The organism is Microcystis sp. M015S2 (assembly GCF_020245945.1).
Lineage (GTDB): Bacteria > Cyanobacteriota > Cyanobacteriia > Cyanobacteriales > Microcystaceae > Microcystis.
Genome location: NZ_JADBTX010000016.1, coordinates 92,181 through 110,713 on the forward strand (window position 1 = coordinate 92,181; position 18,533 = coordinate 110,713).

Sequence of the window (18,533 nt, forward strand, 5' to 3'; positions counted from 1 at the left end):
ATCAGTAATCGGTGAAAAATTATCAGAGCAATTAACTAGCTGATGGCTGATAGCTAATAGCCATTCACATCTCAAAAATTATGACTCATCCCACGGATATAAAAACCCTAGCGCGCTGGATGGCGGCGGATTTTAGTAATCAAGAACAAGCTTTTGCTAATCCGCCTTTTTTTGCCCATATTCGCGTGTGTATGCGCCCTTTGCCCGATGAATTACTGAAGGGAACCAGTTTATTTTTAGAGCAGGCCTACGATTTTATGCTCAATACTCCCTATCGTTTGCGAGTATTTAAATTGTCGGTAGTCGATGACCATATTGAACTAGAAAACTTTAAAGTTAAAGAGGAAGCTAACTTTTTTGGTGCTTCTAGAGAACCCCAGCGTCTCAAAAATCTCAGCTTAGAACTATTAGAACCGATGGCGGGTTGTGATATGAATGTAACTTGGACAGGTAACAGTTTTAAAGGGGTGGTGAAACCGGGTAAACAATGTTTAGTCTTTCGCAAAGATAGAATGACTTATTTAGATAATAGTTTTGAAATTAGTGAACGGGGATTAATTAGCGTTGATCGCGGTTTAGATCCCGAAACCGATCAATTAGTCTGGGGTTCGATCGCCGGTCCGTTTGAGTTTGTGCGTCGCAGTAGTTTTGCTGAGGAAGTGTGAGAAAAATTCTTGGTTTTTAGCTATGAAAATCGCCACATGGAATGTCAACTCGATTCGCAGCCGACAAGAGCAGGTAATTAACTGGTTACAACTCAATCCCGTTGAGGTTTTATGCTTGCAAGAAACCAAGGTAATCGATCGAGATTTTCCCAGAGAAGCTTTTGAATCTTTGGGTTATCATCTCTATCTTTCTGGACAAAAAGCCTATAATGGTGTGGCGATTTTTAGCCAGAAACCCATGGACGATATCACTGTGGGATTCAGTCCAATTATCGGCGAAAATTTAACGGGAGAACTGGACGAACAAAAACGTTTAATTACTGGAGTAATCGGCGATATTCGGATTATTAATCTCTACGTTCCTAATGGTTCTTCCCTAGATAGTGACAAGTATATTTATAAGCTTAAATGGTTAGAAACTCTTAGGAAATATCTAGATAAAATTATTAATTCTCAACCTGAAGAATTATGTATCTGCGGAGATTTTAATATTGCCTTAGAAGATAAAGATATTTATGATGCCAAGGGCAAAGAAAATCATATTATGTCTTCAGCTAAAGAAAGAGAAGCTTTAGAAAAGGTCTTAGAAATTGGCTTACAAGATGCCTTTAGAAAATTCACATCGGATCCAGGACATTATAGTTGGTGGGATTATCGCAGCGGCGGTTTTGCTCGTAACCGAGGTTGGCGAATTGATCATCTTTATTTAACTCCTCAGCTATACGAAAAAGCCGTTAATTGTCTGATCGATCGAGAACCCAGAAAACAAGAAAAACCTAGTGATCATACCCCTGTTATTCTGGAAATATAAGGCAAAAATAGCTAAAGCATCAACCTAGACTTTGCACAGCCAGAATTTTGCTCTCTTAGCTTCCCTAACTAGGGACTTTCACCTTGAGGATTTATTCGGTAACGAGAAAATGCTATGATTCGGGTTGAATTTACCAAGTTTATTAAATTATGCGTTCTCCCCAATTAATTGTTCTATTGCTCGGTTTATCCCTTCTCCCCAGCATCTCCCCCGCTTTTGTCCATGCTAATCCCTCGATAGTGCCAGTGAAACAATCGAGTAATCGCGATGGGGGACAAACAATCAAGGAAGCGGAAATTAAAGCAATGATTCAAGACATTGAAACCGCTATTAAAGATAAAAATATCGCCCTAATCCTCAAACACTATGCCCCGTTTATTTCCTCGCAATTGACCATTAAAACCGATGCTAGTACCGAAATTTTTGAGTTAAATGGCATCACGGAACATAAAATATTTTTAGAGGAATCCTACAAAAATATTAGAAGTATAGAGGTTCTTTCTGAGAATTGGGACGTGGATATTCTTGCTAATGACGAGATGGCGATTATCACTCGCGAGCGGGTAGTCAATATTACCAACACCGAGGGTGATAACTATATAGTGGCATCGGAAGCAGTGGCTAAAGTCGCTCCCATCGACGGCAAATTGAGGATCTTTTCCATTCAAGAAACCGCCGAAGTGGGACGCAGACCAAAAAAATAATTAACTTCTCCTGTTGGGACTGGACCAACCCGACTCCCGCCGTCTTCTTCCCTCGATAAAACCGTCATCGTAGTCTCTGGAATTGCGCGGATTATCATAGCGGGCAAAGTTAAACCCGTCCTCTAGTCCGCGCTGAAATTCTTGCTCTGGTGGCACAAATCGATAACGTTGTCTATTATCCTGTACCGCCCGGTTGATTAACAAAGCCCCCGCTCCAATACCAACGGCCTCACCAAAGGTTAAAGACTTAGCATAATCGATGTTAATTGTCAAGAAAGTTGTTGTTAAAATTAAGGCTTTTCCCCAATGCTGACCCATAAAATCCTCCTTAAAAAAATCAAGTTGACAACAAAACCAGTACAGATACAGAGTTTCTCATAAAATCGACCACCGACTTCCCAAAATGAAAAGTTTGTACCTCACCATTACGATAAGTGAGATCAAGAAGTTTTAGAAGAATGGGAGTGAAAGCGAATCCCCAAGAAGACATCGTAGAGGAAACTCCAGAAATTCTTACCTTGCAGTAAACCTAAAGACTGTTCACACTCTTTTGCGTCTAAAAGCGGTTTAGTGGCATAGTATGCCGGTTGGTATTTGTACCAGGGAATCGACGGCCAGAGATGATGCACGAGATGATAATTCTGCCCTAAAATCAGCAGATTTAACAGGGGACTTGGGTAAACGCGGGCATTTTTCCAACGATTACGCTCTTGGAAAGGACGATGGGGGAGATAATCGAAAAATAAACCGAGGGCAATTCCCACCACTAAAGCGGGAACAAACCAAAAATTCATCACATAGCTGATAAAACCGTATTGACAGGCGACGATGACTATGGTAGCCACAAAAAGACGACTGAGGAACCATTCCAGCAGTTCGTATTTCCGCCAGAGTTGCCGCTTAAAAAAGAAAATCTCGTGATAAAAAAATCTGGCCGCAATCATCCACAAAGGGCCACCAGTGGAGACAAAATGATCTGGATCATTTTCGGGATCGTTAACGTGAGCATGGTGCTGTAAATGGACTCTAGTGAAGACCGGAAAGGCAAAACCGAGCATTAAAGCACTGCCATGACCTAAAATAGCATTAAATATCCGATTGCTATGGGCAGAATTATGAGAGGCGTCGTGGATAACTGTCCCCGATAAATGTAAAGCGAGGACATTAGCACTAAAACAAATCCAGTCAGGCCAGGACCATAGCCAATAGCCACAGGTAGATAGGGTTATTAGGCTCAAGGCACTGAAAAACATGGTAACGTTTGGGTTGAAGCCCCCCGGTGCTTTTAAATACTCTTTGGGGACTGTCAGCAACATCTCGGCCGACTGCATTATGGGTGTTGCTCCTTATTGTGTTCGCTTTACTGGCGTAAATTATCATACTACGGCTTTTTCATAAAGTTTTGTAACATTATCTTAATTAATCTAAAGTTATGAAGAAAGTAAGGATTTGTTATATGGTCTTCCCCCCCTCAGTCCCCGATTGCTGCAGATTTTGACCGCTCTATCCCCTTCATGGGTCATTAGGCCACACCCCCCCATGTCCGAGTGGCGTTCCCAAAACTCTCGTAATTTAACATTACTGATCACGCGCATCGATCGCTAGTTTTATTGTTCTTTTTAACCTAGATAAACATCGATCGCTCTAATAATCATAGTGTATGTCAATTTTACCGAGCGCCACCCGCACCCCAGAAAAACGCATCGCCCCGAATCCCGAATCGAGTAATCAATAGCTAGATGAAGTATAAGAAATATAAATAGCAAAAACCTTGACAAAATCGGGGGGGGGTAAAATTCGGGGGAATTTAGCTAAACAATGTGTTCTATGCCACTTAAAAGTTCCTTTTGCTATTCCGTCGCCCTCGCAACGGTAGCCACCGCCACCCTCGCACCAGTTGCGAGCGCCGCAACTTTTAACTTTTCCTACACCTCCAGCACCGGAACAATTACCGCAACGGTGGACGGAACCCTGCAACCAGATAACAACACGGTATTCGTCAGTTCTATCAGTAATACCACCTTTAACGGCTCTCCCGCTCCCGCTCTTCCGTTCGTAGGTTCTTATACCGATACCATTTTTGCTGGTGTACTGACGGGTCAGGCGGTGCTATCCTTAGACGGATCGGGACTGGATTTTGTCGCTTGTGACAACACGTTTTGTGATGATGGATTCGGCTTTCTACCCCCTGGCGTTATAGCTCCGTTTACCGTTTTCGCTTCCGGTACCTCCTACGGTGCATCTTTTGAACCCTTCATCCTCGCCAATTATTCCCTGACCACCGTTCCCGAATCAGCGACGGTTCTTGGTTTACTCTCTGTTGCCGGGGTCGGTTTATTGTGCAAAGGCCGGAAGCTAGAAAAGTAATTTTTGACTAACTAAAAATTGAATTGATTGGGAACGGGCCCAAGCGATTGTGGCGGCCCGTTTTAGTCTTTGATCAGGATCGGAAGATCGCACGATTAACTAAAGGGAGTAAATTAGATGGTAGATAAAATCACCGCCAACGAGATATTGGAACGTTTACGAACCCTGAAACCCGAACTGGAGGAACGATACGCGATCAATCGAATCGGCATTTTCGGCTCGGTAGCCAGAGAGGAAACCCGACCGACGAGCGATATAGATATAGTGGTATATATGCCCCCCGATCTGCTTAAAAGAGTCAGACTGAAAGCCGAACTAGAGAACCTATTCGGACGGGAAGTGGACGTGATCCGCTATCGGGATTCTCTGAATCCTTACCTCAAGGCACGGATCGATCGAGAGGCCATTTATGTGTGATCGATCGCTTCTATTCGAGTTATTACTAGAGCTTGAAGAGGCGATCCGCCGGATCGAGCGGCGATTTACCCGGATTCAAAAAGCCGATGATTTCATCGCCGATGATGATGGACTCGATCGATTGGATGGCATTAGTATGATGTTGATTGCGATTAGTGAAAATATTAGAAGACTCGATCGGCTAATGGGAGAGAGTTTAGCGAATCGCTATCCGGAAATTCCCTGGTCGGAGATTAAGGGAATCAGAAATATTCTCGCCCACGATTATTTTGACATCGATCCGGAGGAAATTTATCGGATTTGTAGGGAGGATCTGGAGATTTTGAAGCAGGTACTCGGGAAAATACGTCACGACCTCTTGTAATTATCGAAATGTCCCAATCAAACCGCTCCGCTCGGTCTTCACCCCGACATTTTTGATAAGGTTAAAAATCGCTTGGAGGGTTTACGGTGATGGAAGAGAAAGAAACAGGACTAAATGAACGGGAACTAGAGGAAATTCTGGAAATGGCACGGGATGCGGCGGAAAAAGCCCGATCAATGGGCGAGGTAATTACGGAAAATTCTAAAAAATGGCGGGAGAGAGCGGAAAGAACCAATCGAACGAGATCGAGATAGCGATCGATCTTTTTCTTAATTGTAAAAGCGATCTCGATTAGGGGGTAAAGCAGCGAAAGGAACCCTGGTCACATCGAAACATTTCCTTAAGATATAAGACCGAAGGTCCAGTCTGGATACAGAATTGATATACCTAGAATCGCTACTCTGGCTCACCCTCTAGGCCCTTCCCTTCCAGACTGCTAGGCTATTAGACAAAATGAATAACAATCAAACTCCACGGAAACAAGGACTATACGATCCCCGATTTGAACATGATGCTTGTGGTGTCGGTTTTATCGTTCATAAAACGGGTAAAAAGTCCCACGATATTGTTGAACAGGCCTTAACAATTTTACTAAACCTCGATCACCGTGGCGCGTGCGGTGCGGAAAAAAATACCGGAGATGGGGCGGGTATTTTGTGCCAAATCCCTGACCTATTTTTCCGGAAAGTGACCAGTAATCTAGGTTTTACCTTACCAGCAGCGGGACAATACGGGGTAGGAATGCTCTACACTGCCCCTGATGCCGAAATTCGCGGGAAAAGTCGCCAGGAATTCGAGAAAATCGCCGCCGAAGAGGGGTTAAAAGTTCTCGGTTGGCGTGATGTTCCCACGGATAACTCTAGTTTGGGCAATTCGGCCAAATCTACCGAACCCTTTATCGAACAGGTTTTCATCGAACGCGATGCCCATTTAAGCGATGATCTGGCCTTTGAACGCAAATTATACGTTATTCGCAAACGTTCCCACCTCAGTCGTCAATCTTTTAATCGTTACTGGTATCCTTGCAGTATTTCTAGTCGTACCATTGTCTATAAAGGGCAATTAATGCCGGTACAGGTGGGTGACTATTTCCCTGATTTACACGACCCCGACTTTGAAAGTGCTTTAGGATTAGTCCATTCTCGTTTTAGTACCAATACCTTCCCCAGTTGGGAACGCGCCCACCCTTACCGTTATATTGCCCACAATGGCGAAATTAATACCCTGCGAGGTAATATTAACTGGATGCACGCCCGTCAGTCGATGTTTGCCTCACCCTTGTTCGGGGAAGACATCAAAAGAATCCAGCCGGTTATTAATATCGAGGGTAGTGACTCCTTAATTTTTGATAATGCCCTAGAATTAATGGTTTTATCGGGGCGTTCTCTTCCTCACGCTGTCATGATGATGATTCCTGAACCCTGGGCGGCCCACGAATCGATGAGTGATGAGAAAAAAGCTTTTTATGAATACCATTCCTGTTTGATGGAACCCTGGGATGGTCCGGCCTCGATCGCTTTTACCGATGGTACGATGATGGGGGCAGTGTTAGACCGCAATGGTTTACGTCCTTCCCGTTACTACGTCACCAAGGATGACCTAGTAATTATGGCATCGGAAGCGGGAGTTTTACCGATTGAACCGGAACGCGTCGCTTTCAAAGGTCGTCTGCAACCCGGCCGGATGTTCCTTGTGGATATGAAAGAAGGTCGTATCGTGGCCGATGAGGAGATAAAAGAAGCTATTGCCAAAGCTCATCCCTATCGCCAATGGTTAAACGAAAATTTAGTCAATTTAGACGATTTACCAGCAGTTGAAACTGCCCCACCTGAAACTGCTGTTTCCCTAATTCAACAGCAAACCGCTTTCGGTTACACTTTTGAGGAATTACGTCTTTTATTAGCCCCCATGGGCCGGGATGGAGTGGAAGCAGTGGGTTCCATGGGTTCCGATACACCCCTAGCCGTCTTGTCCGATCGGCCAAAACTGCTTTATGATTACTTTCAGCAGTTATTCGCCCAAGTCACTAACCCCCCGATTGACTCGATTCGCGAAGAAATTATCACCTCTCCCATCACCACTATCGGTGCGGAGAGAAATCTCCTAGATCCGCAGCCAGAAAGCTCTCACCTGATTAAACTTAACTCTCCCATCCTCACTAACGCCCAATTAGCGCGTTTACAGGGCAATAGCGAATTTAAAACCGTGACTATTGCCATTCTCTTCGATCCCACTTCGGGAGTCGAGGGGATGCGTAGCACAATTGAGGCAATTTGTCAAGAGGTGGACGAGGCAATTTTAGCGGGCGCGAGTATTATTATTTTAAGCGATCGAGGTATCGATAAAAATCACGCCCCGATTCCCTCACTGCTGGCGGTTGCCGGTTTACACCATCATCTCATCCGGCAGGGAACCCGCACCAGAGTCGGTCTTGTCTTGGAATCCGGCGAACCCCGGGAAGTGCATCACTACGCCCTTTTACTCGGTTATGGTTGCGGTGCGATTAATCCCTATCTAGCCTTTGCCACCCTCGGCAGTATGATCGAGGAAGGTTTATTGGTAGGAGTTGACCACCAGAGTGCCTGTAAAAACTACATAAAAGCCGCCACCAAGGGCGTAATTAAAGTGGCCTCTAAAATTGGCATTTCCACCCTGCAAAGCTACCGTGGGGCGCAAATATTCGAGGCTATTGGCTTAAATCGATCGGTAGTTGATCGCTATTTTACTTGGACAGCTTCCCGCATTGAAGGGGCCGATTTAGAAATTATTGCCAAAGAATCCCTACTCAGACATGGCCACGCTTTCCCCGACCGGGACGTGAATGTGCATACCCTCGATATTGGCGGTGAATATCAATGGCGTAAGGACGGGGAAGCCCATCTTTTTAGCCCAGAAACCATTCATACCCTGCAACAAGCGGTAAAATTGGGCAAATACGACCTCTTTAAGAAATATTCCCAACTGGTCAACCAACAGAATCAAAAATTCTTCACCCTGCGGGGATTATTAACCTTTAAAAACCGGGAAAGTATCCCCATCGAAGAAGTGGAACCGATTGAAGCGATTATGAAACGCTTTAAAACCGGGGCCATGAGTTACGGTTCCATTTCCAAAGAGGCCCACGAATCCCTCGCTATTGCCATGAATCGTATCGGTGGCAAGTCGAACACAGGAGAAGGGGGCGAAGATTCCGAGCGCTACACTTGGACAAATGAACGGGGAGACTCGAAAAATAGTGCCATTAAACAGGTGGCTTCCGGCCGTTTTGGTGTCACCAGTCTTTACCTCTCCCAAGCGCGAGAATTGCAGATAAAAATGGCCCAGGGGGCAAAACCGGGCGAAGGCGGTCAATTACCGGGTAAAAAAGTCTATCCTTGGATTGCCAAAGTCCGTCACTCCACCCCCGGAGTTGGTTTAATTTCTCCCCCACCCCACCACGACATCTACTCCATTGAAGACCTAGCGGAGTTGATTCATGACCTAAAAAATGCCAATCGTGCGGCCAGAGTGAGCGTAAAACTGGTTTCTGAGGTGGGAGTTGGCACAATTGCCGCCGGAGTCGCTAAAGCTCACGCTGACGTGGTTTTAATCTCTGGTTTCGATGGTGGGACCGGAGCCTCACCCCAAACCTCGATTAAACACGCGGGTTTACCTTGGGAGTTGGGACTAGCAGAAACCCATCAAACATTGGTGTTAAATAATCTTCGCAGTCGCATCGCGGTGGAAACCGATGGCCAGATGAAAACCGGCCGCGATGTGGTGGTAGCGACCCTATTGGGGGCCGAAGAATTCGGTTTTTCGACCGCGCCACTGGTAACGTTAGGCTGTATTATGATGCGGGTTTGTCATCTTAATACCTGTCCGGCGGGGGTAGCGACCCAAGATCCGTTATTACGGAAGAATTTCATCGGGGATCCTGAATATACGGTGAATTTCATGAAATTTATCGCCCAGGAAGTGCGGGAAATTATGGCCGAATTGGGATTCCGCAGCTTAAATGAAATGGTGGGGCGAACTGATGTATTAGAGCCGAAACAGGCTGTAGAACATTGGAAAGCGAAAGGAATTGACCTAACCCCGATTCTCTATCAACCGGAGGTAGATGCAGAGGTAGGGCGTTATTGCCAGATTCCCCAGGACCACGGTTTAGATAAGTGCTTGGATATAACCGTTTTACTGGATTTATGCAAAGATGCCATTGAAAAAGGCGAAAAAGTCAAGGCGACACTACCGATTAAAAATATTAACCGCGTGGTGGGGACGATTTTAGGCAACGAAATCACTAAACGTCACTGGGAGGGTTTACCCGAAGATACCGTACATCTCCATTTTCAGGGCAGCGCGGGGCAGAGTTTCGGTGCTTTTGTTCCCAAAGGGGTGACACTGGAGTTAGAAGGGGATGCCAATGATTATGTGGGTAAGGGTTTAAGCGGTGGCAAAATCATCGTTTATCCGCCCAAAGGTTCCACTTTTGTGGCCGAGGAGAATATTATCATCGGTAATGTGGCTTTATACGGTGCAACCAGTGGTGAGGTGTATATTTCTGGGGTTGCTGGGGAACGTTTTGGGGTGCGTAACTCTGGGGTGACTACGGTGGTTGAGTCCGTTGGCGACCACGCTTGCGAGTATATGACGGGGGGTAAAGTCGTTGTTTTAGGGCCCACCGGTCGCAATTTCGCCGCCGGAATGAGTGGTGGTGTCGCCTACGTCCTCGATGAGTCGGGGGATTTCGCCACTCGTTGCAATACCCAAATGGTGGCTTTAGAGGCGCTAGAAGGGGAAGAAATCGACGATTTACGCGAGTTAATTCAACGCCATGCTGATTACACTAATAGTCAAAAAGCAGCCCTAGTTTTAGCAAATTGGTCAGAAATGTTGCCCAAGTTTGTGAAGGTAATGCCCAAGGATTATAAGCGGATGTTGCAGTGTATTAAAGAGGCGTTAGATTCGGGTTTAACCGGCGATTCTGCTCTCGATGCCGCTTTTGAAGCCAATGCGCGTGATGTTGCGAGAATCGGCGGAAGTTAGAGGTTAATGGGGGCTGAATAAGCCCCTTTTTTTTCAATTGATGATCTAGAATCTACAGTAAATACTAACCATCTATCTATAGAGGTGTATGATGAAAAAGTTTATTGGTTATGCCAGTGTTTTCATTGTTAGTTTCTCTGGTTCGGCTATAGCTTTTGATAATGAACAATTAATCGCTTTAAATAATTCTGATATTGCGGTTAATTGCTGGAAAACTACTTTTTCTAGTGGAATCGTACAACATAAATTTAATTCTAATGGTACTTATAAACGAACCCAGTTTAATAATAATCCTGCCAGCGAAATAATATCGACGGAAAATTGGAGAATATCCTCTTCTTGTCCAGAGGACTGGCGCCAGAGATTAATCAATAATACTTGGTTTGAAGCAAGTGCTTTTATCGAAACTCAGCAAGGAAAATATAATTGTCAAGTTTTAGAATCAGGAATTACTAGCGTTTTTTTCGCTATTAAGTGTAATAATGGTTCGGTTATCTCTTTTTATGACGTTGGGCTGTTGTATCCTGATTTTATATTTCTAATTGATAAAAATGGTTCTTACTTTGAAATGAATTCTGAAATAATAATGAACCAGATTTGTAATAATGGAATAATGACTCAGCAACTCAATTTTATTGCTTTTCAATCAAGTTTTAGGTTTAGTGGTTCTGTTATTATCAAATTACGTTATCGTCCTGTCTTAAAGCCAGAAGGTTTTTAGGAAGTTGATGGACGGCGCTACTGAGTGGGGATTCGTTGAGTGTGTACCAGAGCGATGATCATAATTTTACGGCAAGCGCGAAGATGAAAGGACTTTCTAGGCCGATAATATTAAATCCGTTGAGTAACGCACAGAAAACGGGTTTCTCGGAGAAACCCGTTTTCTACTCATGCAAAAATAACCAGATTTGTTATAATTTCTCGATTCTAACTGATCGACGCAGAGAAGGGATAGGCGAACCGAAAACCCTCTCCATTAAGGACTCGTGTTAAACTGATTAATCATGCTGGTGTCTAGAAGCGACCTATGCCGAACTTAACCTTAAGCAACGAACAAGTTATCGACTTATTCAAACAACTCCCCGAAGACCAGAAACAGGAAGTTTATAAAATTCTCATCCTCAGTCAGTGGGACCGATGGGAATCCTTGTCTAACTACGCCATTGACAAAGCTCGAATCTTAGCCAAAGAACGCGGCTATGATTGGGATACCATGACGGAAGAAGAAAAAGAAGAGTTTGTCGATAATATCGTTCATGAAAAATAGTGGCTCCCATTGTCGTTTTTGATACCAATATACTAATTTCTGCCTTGCTTTTCCCTGGTGGGAGTCCACTTCTGTGCGTGTCTATGGCAAGAAACGGGCGGATACAATCGGTAACTTGCCAAGAAATTTTAGATGAGTTTTCAGAAAAGCTTATTGTAAAATTTACACTTTCTGAAGAAAAAACCGAGGAAATTATTGAAGAAGTTTGCCAATTTTCTCGAATTGTCAGAATTAATCAAGAGCTTGCCCTAGTATCTGCCGATCCCGATGACGATATGATCATAGAATGTGCGATCGCTGGCAAGGCGACCCATATTATCACGGGAGACAAACATCTTCTTTCACTGGTTGAATATCAAAATATTCAGATCGTAAAAGCAAAAGATTTTCTAGATTTCTTAACTCAAAATAATAACCATCAATTATGAACTTGACTCAATGTGATTTTATTAAAAGATATTCCCGAAGAAAAACCATCGGTGGGAGACGTGGGAAATTGCTAGAAAAACATCAAATTGAGGGATTACAAACGGGGTATAGTGTCGAGTTTTTCGAGAGGTTGAGAAAAACGATTACTGTTATCACCATGGCCGAAAATTCCCTCCGTTTCCCCACCCACGAGGATCGACCTTGACTCTACAGGACTGATATTTTCCCATCTTTAGCAGAATATCGGCATCTAGAAGAGGGTGCGATCGTGCGGTAGTTATAGTTGAGAGGGTGTGTTACACTAGCCTTAAGGCACTGTGTAGGCCGTAATCGAATTACTTCTCAACAATCCATTATGATAAAAAATCTACGAGTTAGTTATGATGGAATGGTTTTCCGTCCCGAAGAAAAGATTGAATTAGAACCCAATACCCATTACATCATCCAAATTATTTCTCGGGAAGATCCACTAGAAAATAACCATAAAAATGCTTGGGAACTGTTAGAAGAAATGGCTGGCACCTATGAAGCTCCAGAAGATTGGTCAAGGGAACACGATCATTATTTATATGATACTCCCAAAAGAAATATAAGCGATGAATAAGTCCAAACTTTTTTTAGATACGGTCTTTATCCAAGCAATTCTCAATCCTCATGATCAATATCATCAAATTGCTATGCAGTTCCTCCCCTATGTAAAAAATGCAACAGCAGTTTGGGTTACTGAAGCCATTTTTATGGAGGTTGGTAATGCTCTTAGTCATTACAATCGTCCTAAGGTTTCTGCCTTTATCAAGCAATGCTATCAAACCGATAATTTATTCGTTGTTACTATCACTTCTACTCTTTTTCAAAAAGGCTTAAAGCTCTACGAATCAAGATCTGATAAAAGCTGGGGATTAGTAGATTGTTTTTCTTTTATTGTTATGGAAGAAAATCAAATTACCGACGCTTTAACTTCAGATGTTCATTTTATTCAAGCAGGTTTTCAAGCTTTACTACGATAATTAATTAGCGATCACCATTTAGTTAAAGATATAATTTTACGGCAAGCGCGAAGATGAAAGGACTTTCTAGTCCGATAATTTCTCGATTCTAACTGATCGACGCAGAGAAGGGATAGGCGAACAGAAAACCCTCTCCATTAAGGACCCGTGTTAAACTGATTAATTATGCTGGTGTCTAGAAGCGACCTATGCCGAACTTAACCTTAAGCAACGAACAAGTGATCGAATTAGTCAAACAACTTCCCGAAGCACAGCAAGGATGAGCCTTAATAATATGAGCAAAATTTCGATCGAAGTCAGTCCCGAAGCGGCAGAAGTCTATCAATCCGCATCCCCAGAGGAACAAGAACGCGTCCGGGTTCTTGTCGATTTGCTAATTAGAAAGCCAGTTAACAGCGATATCGATTTCTTGAGAAAACTAATGGACGAAATTAGTGATGAGGCGGAAGCTAGAGGATTAACACCCGAAATCCTAGAATCTTTATTAAATGAGCCTTGAATACTATTTCGTTTTCGATACAAATGTTTTAGTAAGTGCGCTTCTCTCTAAAAACGGTAAAGCTCGTCAGGCATTAGACAAAGCCCAAAATATCGGCAAGCTTTTAATGTCCGAATCTACTTTGTTAGAATTGATCACTGTTTTCAATCGTCCCAAATTCGATAGATATGCCTCATCAGCAAAAAGGCGGCTATTTATAACGGCGATAGAAAGAACCGCGGAAATTGTCGTGATTCGAGAGAAAATCAAGGTTTGCAGAGATGAGAAAGATAATCAGTATTTAGAACTAGCGATCGATGGTCAAGCTACCTGTATTGTAAGCGGCGATTCTGATCTATTAGTTTTAAATCCATTTCAAGAAATCCCAATTTTAACGATTCAAGAATTTCTAGATCATGACTTTTCCCGTTAGCGATCAGTCCCCCCACCCACGAGCCAGCTAAAGACTCATGTTAAAATCGTTAATCATGCTGGTGTCTAGAAGCGACCTATGCCGAACTTAACCTTAAGCAACGAACAAGTGATCGAATTAGTCAAACAACTCCCCGAAGCACAGCAACAGGAACTATTTAGATTCCTCATCCATCGTCAGTGGGGAAATATGGAAGCTATAACCGATTACGGAAGCCAACAGGCAAAAATCGTCGCAGCAGAACGCGGCTACGATTGGGAGACAATGACCGAAGAGGAAAGAGAAGAATTTATCGATGAAATCGTTCACGAGAAGTAGTGATTTATACTGTTGTCTTCGACACAAATATTCTCATATCTGCCGCGCTTTCTAAAAGCGGTAGCCCGAATAGTTGTTTTTCCCTAGCCCAAAGCAAACTGATTCGATCGGTCACTTGTCCAGAAATTTTACAGGAATTATCCGAAAAACTGCTACTAAAAATCAAATTTCCTGAAGAACCAGTTAGAAAATACATCGAGGAAATTTGTGAGGCTTCTAGCATTGTTTCTATAGGTGGAACACTGAGAGCCGTTCCCAACGATCCTGACGACGATATGATCATAGAATGTGCGATCGTTGGCAAGGCGACCCATATTATCACGGGGGACAAACATCTTCTCTCACTTCTAGCCAATTAGTGAGGTACTCACCGATCTCTTGTTTGTTGTGAAGATAATAGAGAATAGTGGCATAAACCTGTTCTCGGTTTAATGATAGGTAAGTTTTGGCAATTTCTTCAGGTGTTCGACTACGGTAAATATAGTCATACAAAACTGTTTCAATGCCAATTCGTGTATTTTTTATGCGAATGTCATTGGCAGCGAGAAAGATAAACTAATCTTCTAGTTGCATAGTTTATCTCTCCAGAATGTTAAAACTAAACCGAAATAGCATCGCCCTGTTTGGGAAACTTTTCTTTAATATAGCGGAGCAGAGCTGACGCAATACCATGATTGTAAATTTTCTTAAATTGCTGCCTTATCTGGCATTATACCTGATCAGAATCTGCTCCGAGACAATCAGTTGCGTTAAAACAAAATAGGGCGCGTTACATTTTATTAACCCACCCAACAAGATCGGCGATCGCTTGCTCAAAGTCCATAATCTTGGTGCGTTCCCAGTAATTTATTGGCGGAGTAATTAGGGGTTGTCGTGGGGAATGCAGCCGACAAAATCGGCGACCGCACTATGGAGCGCAGCGGAATTGCCGTCCGGTGCAGCGCATTGTTGGGAGTCCATAAGTCTTTTGATCAGAGCATTACTCATGAGAATTGCTTTTTGGTGATCATTTTGTGCAATACTAATTACTTCTTCAGCATCTTCATCACTGATCATTTCAAATTGTTTCTGGCTTGGACATAAGCTATCGTTCAAATCCCTTGGTTCAAACTTGTCTAATTCATCACCATAACTTCGTTTATTGATTTTTATTATTTCCTGTCCAATATCACTGAGCAAATACACAAATAATTTATTAATAAATTGTTGTCCGAATTTATTTGGATAAAAGGAATGAAAGCAGGTAAAATTTATTGCTGTTGTGAAATTGCGTATTACTTTTAACCTGCCCCTGCTAAAGACGCCGAATAAAATTGGAGCCGGTTTTCTCTTTTCAATTTTGTACCAGGTGTTCCTTGTTTTTGTAAGATACCTCCCATGATATCCCAATTTTTCGCCTTCTTTTATGTAATTTCGTATTTCAGAGTTGTCGTGATCTTTTACATCTAAACAATAGACTGGCTTATCCTCATTGTATAGTATATTAAAATCATGCTCAGTAAATACTGCTTTGCGGATTTGAGAGCTTTTTGTAATACACTTACAAATATTATTATCACTCAACTTCCGTTGCTCAATTTTTGATTTTTTTAACGCAAAAAATTCATTTGCGCCAGTAGCAATACCTCTCGTAAACCTACCGTATAGGGACAACTTACAGAAGCCATTTGGAGATACTTGTTCAGTGAACAATGATGAAATAATAGGTGTCCACTTTTTGTTGTATGGTAAATTCGATGGTTCGATTTCCCACTGATAGAATTTACTAATATCAGCTATTTTATCTATTTCATCAATTTTTTTGATCTGTAAAATTTTAATGGTTTCTTTTTTTCCGTCATTTTTACAAAGAAGCACACAAACGGTTGTCGTTGCCTCTGGGAAAATTTCTTTTTCATTGGCAAAGATTATTATTTGCTTCAATAAATGATTTTCAAGGAGACTTTTTTTGATTTCTTTTCCGTAGCCAGTATTAAAAAACTCAAAAGGCATAATATATGCCAAGTTACCATTGATTCTAAGTTCTCTTAAAGACTTGACAAGGAATACGGAAGAGATATTAGAGTAACCGATAAGTTTCTTCCCTATTTTTTCTTCAATTTTTGGTAATATATCATGACGCTTAAGAAATTTCTGAAATCGCATATATGGTGGATTACAAATGATACCGTCAAATTTTTCAGTTTCAGCTTCGAGGTAATCACTATTGATAACTCTCAAATAAGGACTGTCACCATTACGATTGAGAAACTCAAATATATTTCTATCAATCTCATATCCAATGAAATGTACTTGATTACCTGAAGGTATTTTTATTGCTTCATCATAAAAAACGCCTAAGCCAAACGCTGGGTCTAATACTGTTTCTGGATTATCTTTTAAAACCCACTGTACCATGAGGCGAGCAACGCACATAGGTGTAAAAAACTGACCGTAATCCTTCCTATGATTAAGTGGAGTTTCAGCTATATATTTTAACTCACGCATTAATAACATCCCTTAGAAATATTTTATTATCAAGGTATCCCTTGCCGCCTGCAAAAGTCACATAAAAAAGCAGACGACCCCTGTCTAATTCTTTCAGAGCCGATTTATGTTCAGGCATATCAATTTTTCCAAGTACTTCTTTCCCAATTTGCCCATTGATCTTGACAGATTTAAAGTTTTTTCGGGCTTCACTAAAGTTGACAATGTTGACGCTCATCAGAGTTGTACATGGTTAAGTACAATTGTTATTATAGTTCTGTCCAAATCTGGTTGGCAAAACCCAAAGGCTTCGGGGAACGCACCCTAAAGCGATAGCGATAGCGCTTCAGCAGACGGCAATAATGTTTCCATCATAATAGCTAATTTATAAAGAGTGGTTGCTCATGAATATTTTTACCTTATTTCTAAATTCCTCTTCAGCATCATGCTTCATGATTTCAACTCTTCTTTGAGTTTCTTCTTTTTTCTTTTCAATAGATTTTTTGTTTGCTGAATCCGCTAATATGCCAATCAACATACCTACTATTGGTGGAATAAGCAGCGTTAGAAGAAGTACACCACCTGAAGCTGAGCCAGCTATTGTAGTGCATCCTGCAAATGAGATAAGACATCCACCACCACATCCAGCAGCAGTACTTTCACTTGATTTATTTTGAACTTCTTCAACAAGTTTTCTACCCTCTTTCTCTTTTTTTGAAATTTCTTCAAGATAAGGACTAAGTTCAACCATAAACTCGTTCATGTAGAGACGATCTTCATCTCTAGCTAAATCAAGATTTACACCTGTTGAGTTCTTTATGATTTGAAGAGTTTTATAAAGATCTCCAGCTTTCCAAGATGTTCCACAGTCAAGGCAAGCATTTACATTTCTATCTTCACCTGTAACGGCTCCAACAGCACCACCAACAACTCCAAATAAAGCCCATCCAGCAGCGGCACGTCCCCAACTAACGTTAGTTTCTTTTTTAAGCTGAATATGATTAGAACCACAATTAGGACAATTAGCCATTATTACTCTCTAGTATTCAACACTTTGTCAACTGTGCGGTTTAATCACCTCAATTTTGGCATAATTACCGCTCCAGAGCGGTCTAGTATTCCGCCAAGTGGATTTTACCGCATTTGCCGATAAAAGAAGAAGCCCAATCCCCTCGACTGTAAGAAATATGGCAGTTGTCACGCCTTGCGCCACAGCTTTGCCACCCATTTGCCCGAAGATAGCCACGATATCCGCACCGTACAGGAATTATTGGGACACAAGGACGTGAAGACGACAATACCAAGCAATGCCGAATGTCGCCCAGCAAGTGGTCTCCCGAAAAATTTTAGATTTTTTTAAGATCGACCTAAAAAATATTGGTCATTTTTTCCAATATAGTGTAAGTTAAGAAAAGTAAAGATTTCTCACAATTCTTCCACACATCTGCTCGCCTGCTCGGATAGATGGAGAAGAGAGCGCGGAATCTTAGCAATAATATACATTTTTCGGAGAAAACCCCCATGACCATTGCTGTCGGACGCGCCCCAGAAAGAGGGCTGTTTGATGCTCTCGATGACTGGCTCAAAAGAGACCGTTTCGTCTTCATCGGTTGGTCTGGTTTACTACTCTTCCCCTGTGCCTTCATGGCCCTAGGTGGATGGTTAACCGGCACCACCTTCGTCACCTCCTGGTACACCCACGGGTTAGCCAGTTCCTACCTGGAAGGCGGCAACTTCCTGACTGTAGCCGTCTCCACCCCCGCCGATGCCTTCGGTCAC

23 protein-coding genes and 3 pseudogenes are annotated in these 18,533 nt (G+C 42.5%); 20 read left to right on the forward strand and 6 right to left on the reverse strand.

Annotated elements, in window-relative coordinates; all coding sequences use genetic code 11:
- Positions 1 to 80: 80 nt before the first annotated feature.
- The 3 genes from IM473_RS03225 to IM473_RS03235 all read left to right on the forward strand — a co-directional run bounded on the left by IM473_RS03225 (position 81) and on the right by IM473_RS03235 (position 2,180).
- The gene (locus IM473_RS03225; RefSeq protein WP_287657245.1) at positions 81 to 665 is read left to right on the forward strand and encodes a chromophore lyase CpcT/CpeT; all 585 of its coding nucleotides are present in this window, start codon (positions 81 to 83) and stop codon (positions 663 to 665) included.
- Positions 666 to 687: 22 nt separating this feature from the next.
- Positions 688 to 1,476, forward strand: a complete 789-nt coding sequence (gene xth, locus IM473_RS03230; RefSeq protein ID WP_287657247.1) for an exodeoxyribonuclease III — start codon at positions 688 to 690, stop codon at positions 1,474 to 1,476.
- A gap of 149 nt (positions 1,477 to 1,625) precedes the next feature.
- Positions 1,626 to 2,180: a hypothetical protein gene (locus tag IM473_RS03235; protein ID WP_287657249.1), complete on the forward strand. Its 555-nt coding sequence runs from the start codon at positions 1,626 to 1,628 to the stop codon at positions 2,178 to 2,180.
- Here IM473_RS03235 and IM473_RS03240 read toward each other — a convergent pair whose 3' ends face one another.
- Both IM473_RS03240 and crtR read right to left on the reverse strand, forming a co-directional pair.
- Positions 2,181 to 2,498 (reverse strand): hypothetical protein, encoded by a 318-nt coding sequence (locus IM473_RS03240; protein ID WP_287657250.1) that lies wholly within the window; start codon positions 2,496 to 2,498, stop codon positions 2,181 to 2,183.
- Between the two features lie 122 nt (positions 2,499 to 2,620).
- A complete protein-coding gene (crtR, locus tag IM473_RS03245; protein ID WP_287657251.1) occupies positions 2,621 to 3,511 on the reverse strand; it encodes a beta-carotene hydroxylase in 891 nt (296 codons plus the stop codon).
- Positions 3,512 to 4,007: 496 nt separating this feature from the next.
- Between crtR and IM473_RS03250 the strand changes: the two genes are divergently transcribed.
- The 15 genes from IM473_RS03250 (at position 4,008) to IM473_RS03320 (ending at position 14,647) form a co-directional block, all read left to right on the forward strand.
- A complete protein-coding gene (locus IM473_RS03250) occupies positions 4,008 to 4,547 on the forward strand; it encodes a PEP-CTERM sorting domain-containing protein (protein ID WP_287657252.1) in 540 nt (179 codons plus the stop codon).
- A 117-nt stretch (positions 4,548 to 4,664) separates the two neighbouring features.
- Positions 4,665 to 4,964, forward strand: coding sequence for a nucleotidyltransferase family protein (locus IM473_RS03255; protein WP_287657253.1), 300 nt, complete (start codon positions 4,665 to 4,667; stop codon positions 4,962 to 4,964).
- Complete coding sequence (locus IM473_RS03260; protein ID WP_287657254.1) at positions 4,957 to 5,328, forward strand: HepT-like ribonuclease domain-containing protein; 372 nt, start codon at positions 4,957 to 4,959, stop codon at positions 5,326 to 5,328. Before IM473_RS03255 ends, IM473_RS03260 begins: the two co-directional genes overlap by 8 nt.
- 89 nt (positions 5,329 to 5,417) lie before the next feature.
- Positions 5,418 to 5,582 (forward strand): hypothetical protein, encoded by a 165-nt coding sequence (locus tag IM473_RS03265; protein ID WP_287657256.1) that lies wholly within the window; start codon positions 5,418 to 5,420, stop codon positions 5,580 to 5,582.
- 199 nt (positions 5,583 to 5,781) lie between these two features.
- A complete protein-coding gene (gltB, locus tag IM473_RS03270; protein WP_287657258.1) occupies positions 5,782 to 10,356 on the forward strand; it encodes a glutamate synthase large subunit in 4,575 nt (1,524 codons plus the stop codon).
- 88 nt (positions 10,357 to 10,444) lie between these two features.
- The gene (locus IM473_RS03275; RefSeq protein ID WP_287690349.1) at positions 10,445 to 11,077 is read left to right on the forward strand and encodes a hypothetical protein; all 633 of its coding nucleotides are present in this window, start codon (positions 10,445 to 10,447) and stop codon (positions 11,075 to 11,077) included.
- A 306-nt stretch (positions 11,078 to 11,383) separates the two neighbouring features.
- Positions 11,384 to 11,623 carry a hypothetical protein gene (locus tag IM473_RS03280; protein ID WP_287657261.1) on the forward strand — a complete coding sequence of 80 codons (240 nt, stop codon included), beginning with the start codon at positions 11,384 to 11,386 and terminating at the stop codon, positions 11,621 to 11,623.
- Positions 11,623 to 12,051 carry a putative toxin-antitoxin system toxin component, PIN family gene (locus IM473_RS03285; RefSeq protein ID WP_185236868.1) on the forward strand — a complete coding sequence of 143 codons (429 nt, stop codon included), beginning with the start codon at positions 11,623 to 11,625 and terminating at the stop codon, positions 12,049 to 12,051. Before IM473_RS03280 ends, IM473_RS03285 begins: the two co-directional genes overlap by 1 nt.
- Positions 12,048 to 12,257 carry a DUF4926 domain-containing protein gene (locus tag IM473_RS03290; RefSeq protein ID WP_287657263.1) on the forward strand — a complete coding sequence of 70 codons (210 nt, stop codon included), beginning with the start codon at positions 12,048 to 12,050 and terminating at the stop codon, positions 12,255 to 12,257. Before IM473_RS03285 ends, IM473_RS03290 begins: the two co-directional genes overlap by 4 nt.
- A 150-nt stretch (positions 12,258 to 12,407) precedes the next feature.
- Positions 12,408 to 12,656, forward strand: a complete 249-nt coding sequence (locus IM473_RS03295; protein WP_002738017.1) for a hypothetical protein — start codon at positions 12,408 to 12,410, stop codon at positions 12,654 to 12,656.
- Positions 12,649 to 13,059 carry a type II toxin-antitoxin system VapC family toxin gene (locus IM473_RS03300; protein WP_002750647.1) on the forward strand — a complete coding sequence of 137 codons (411 nt, stop codon included), beginning with the start codon at positions 12,649 to 12,651 and terminating at the stop codon, positions 13,057 to 13,059. The genes IM473_RS03295 and IM473_RS03300 overlap by 8 nt, the downstream gene beginning before the upstream one ends.
- A 274-nt stretch (positions 13,060 to 13,333) precedes the next feature.
- A complete protein-coding gene (locus IM473_RS03305; RefSeq protein WP_002748889.1) occupies positions 13,334 to 13,558 on the forward strand; it encodes a C2H2-type zinc finger protein in 225 nt (74 codons plus the stop codon).
- On the forward strand, positions 13,548 to 13,970 hold the full coding sequence (locus IM473_RS03310) for a putative toxin-antitoxin system toxin component, PIN family (RefSeq protein WP_287657265.1): 423 nt from the start codon (positions 13,548 to 13,550) through the stop codon (positions 13,968 to 13,970). Before IM473_RS03305 ends, IM473_RS03310 begins: the two co-directional genes overlap by 11 nt.
- A 78-nt stretch (positions 13,971 to 14,048) precedes the next feature.
- Positions 14,049 to 14,288 (forward strand): hypothetical protein, encoded by a 240-nt coding sequence (locus IM473_RS03315; protein ID WP_287657266.1) that lies wholly within the window; start codon positions 14,049 to 14,051, stop codon positions 14,286 to 14,288.
- A complete protein-coding gene (locus IM473_RS03320) occupies positions 14,288 to 14,647 on the forward strand; it encodes a putative toxin-antitoxin system toxin component, PIN family (RefSeq protein WP_287657267.1) in 360 nt (119 codons plus the stop codon). The genes IM473_RS03315 and IM473_RS03320 overlap by 1 nt, the downstream gene beginning before the upstream one ends.
- On the opposite strand, the pseudogene IM473_RS03325 reads toward IM473_RS03320, so the two are convergent.
- The 4 genes and pseudogenes from IM473_RS03325 to IM473_RS03340 form a co-directional block, all read right to left on the reverse strand.
- A pseudogene (locus IM473_RS03325) lies at positions 14,634 to 14,840 on the reverse strand (DUF433 domain-containing protein); the annotation flags it as partial. The gene IM473_RS03320 and the pseudogene IM473_RS03325 sit on opposite strands and share 14 nt — an antisense overlap.
- A gap of 309 nt (positions 14,841 to 15,149) precedes the next feature.
- Entirely contained in the window at positions 15,150 to 16,775 is a 1,626-nt protein-coding gene (locus IM473_RS03330) for an HsdM family class I SAM-dependent methyltransferase (RefSeq protein ID WP_287657269.1), read from the reverse strand.
- Entirely contained in the window at positions 16,768 to 16,992 is a 225-nt protein-coding gene (locus IM473_RS03335; RefSeq protein ID WP_287657270.1) for an AccI family restriction endonuclease, read from the reverse strand. The genes IM473_RS03330 and IM473_RS03335 overlap by 8 nt, the downstream gene beginning before the upstream one ends.
- A 147-nt stretch (positions 16,993 to 17,139) precedes the next feature.
- Positions 17,140 to 17,784: a hypothetical protein gene (locus IM473_RS03340; protein WP_287657271.1), complete on the reverse strand. Its 645-nt coding sequence runs from the start codon at positions 17,782 to 17,784 to the stop codon at positions 17,140 to 17,142.
- Between the two features lie 171 nt (positions 17,785 to 17,955).
- Here IM473_RS03340 and IM473_RS22465 point away from each other — a divergent pair.
- Together IM473_RS22465 and IM473_RS03350 are read left to right on the forward strand one after the other, a co-directional pair.
- Positions 17,956 to 18,114, forward strand: a pseudogene (locus IM473_RS22465) (tyrosine-type recombinase/integrase); the annotation flags it as partial.
- A gap of 161 nt (positions 18,115 to 18,275) precedes the next feature.
- Positions 18,276 to 18,533, forward strand: a pseudogene (locus IM473_RS03350) (photosystem II D2 protein (photosystem q(a) protein)); the annotation flags it as partial.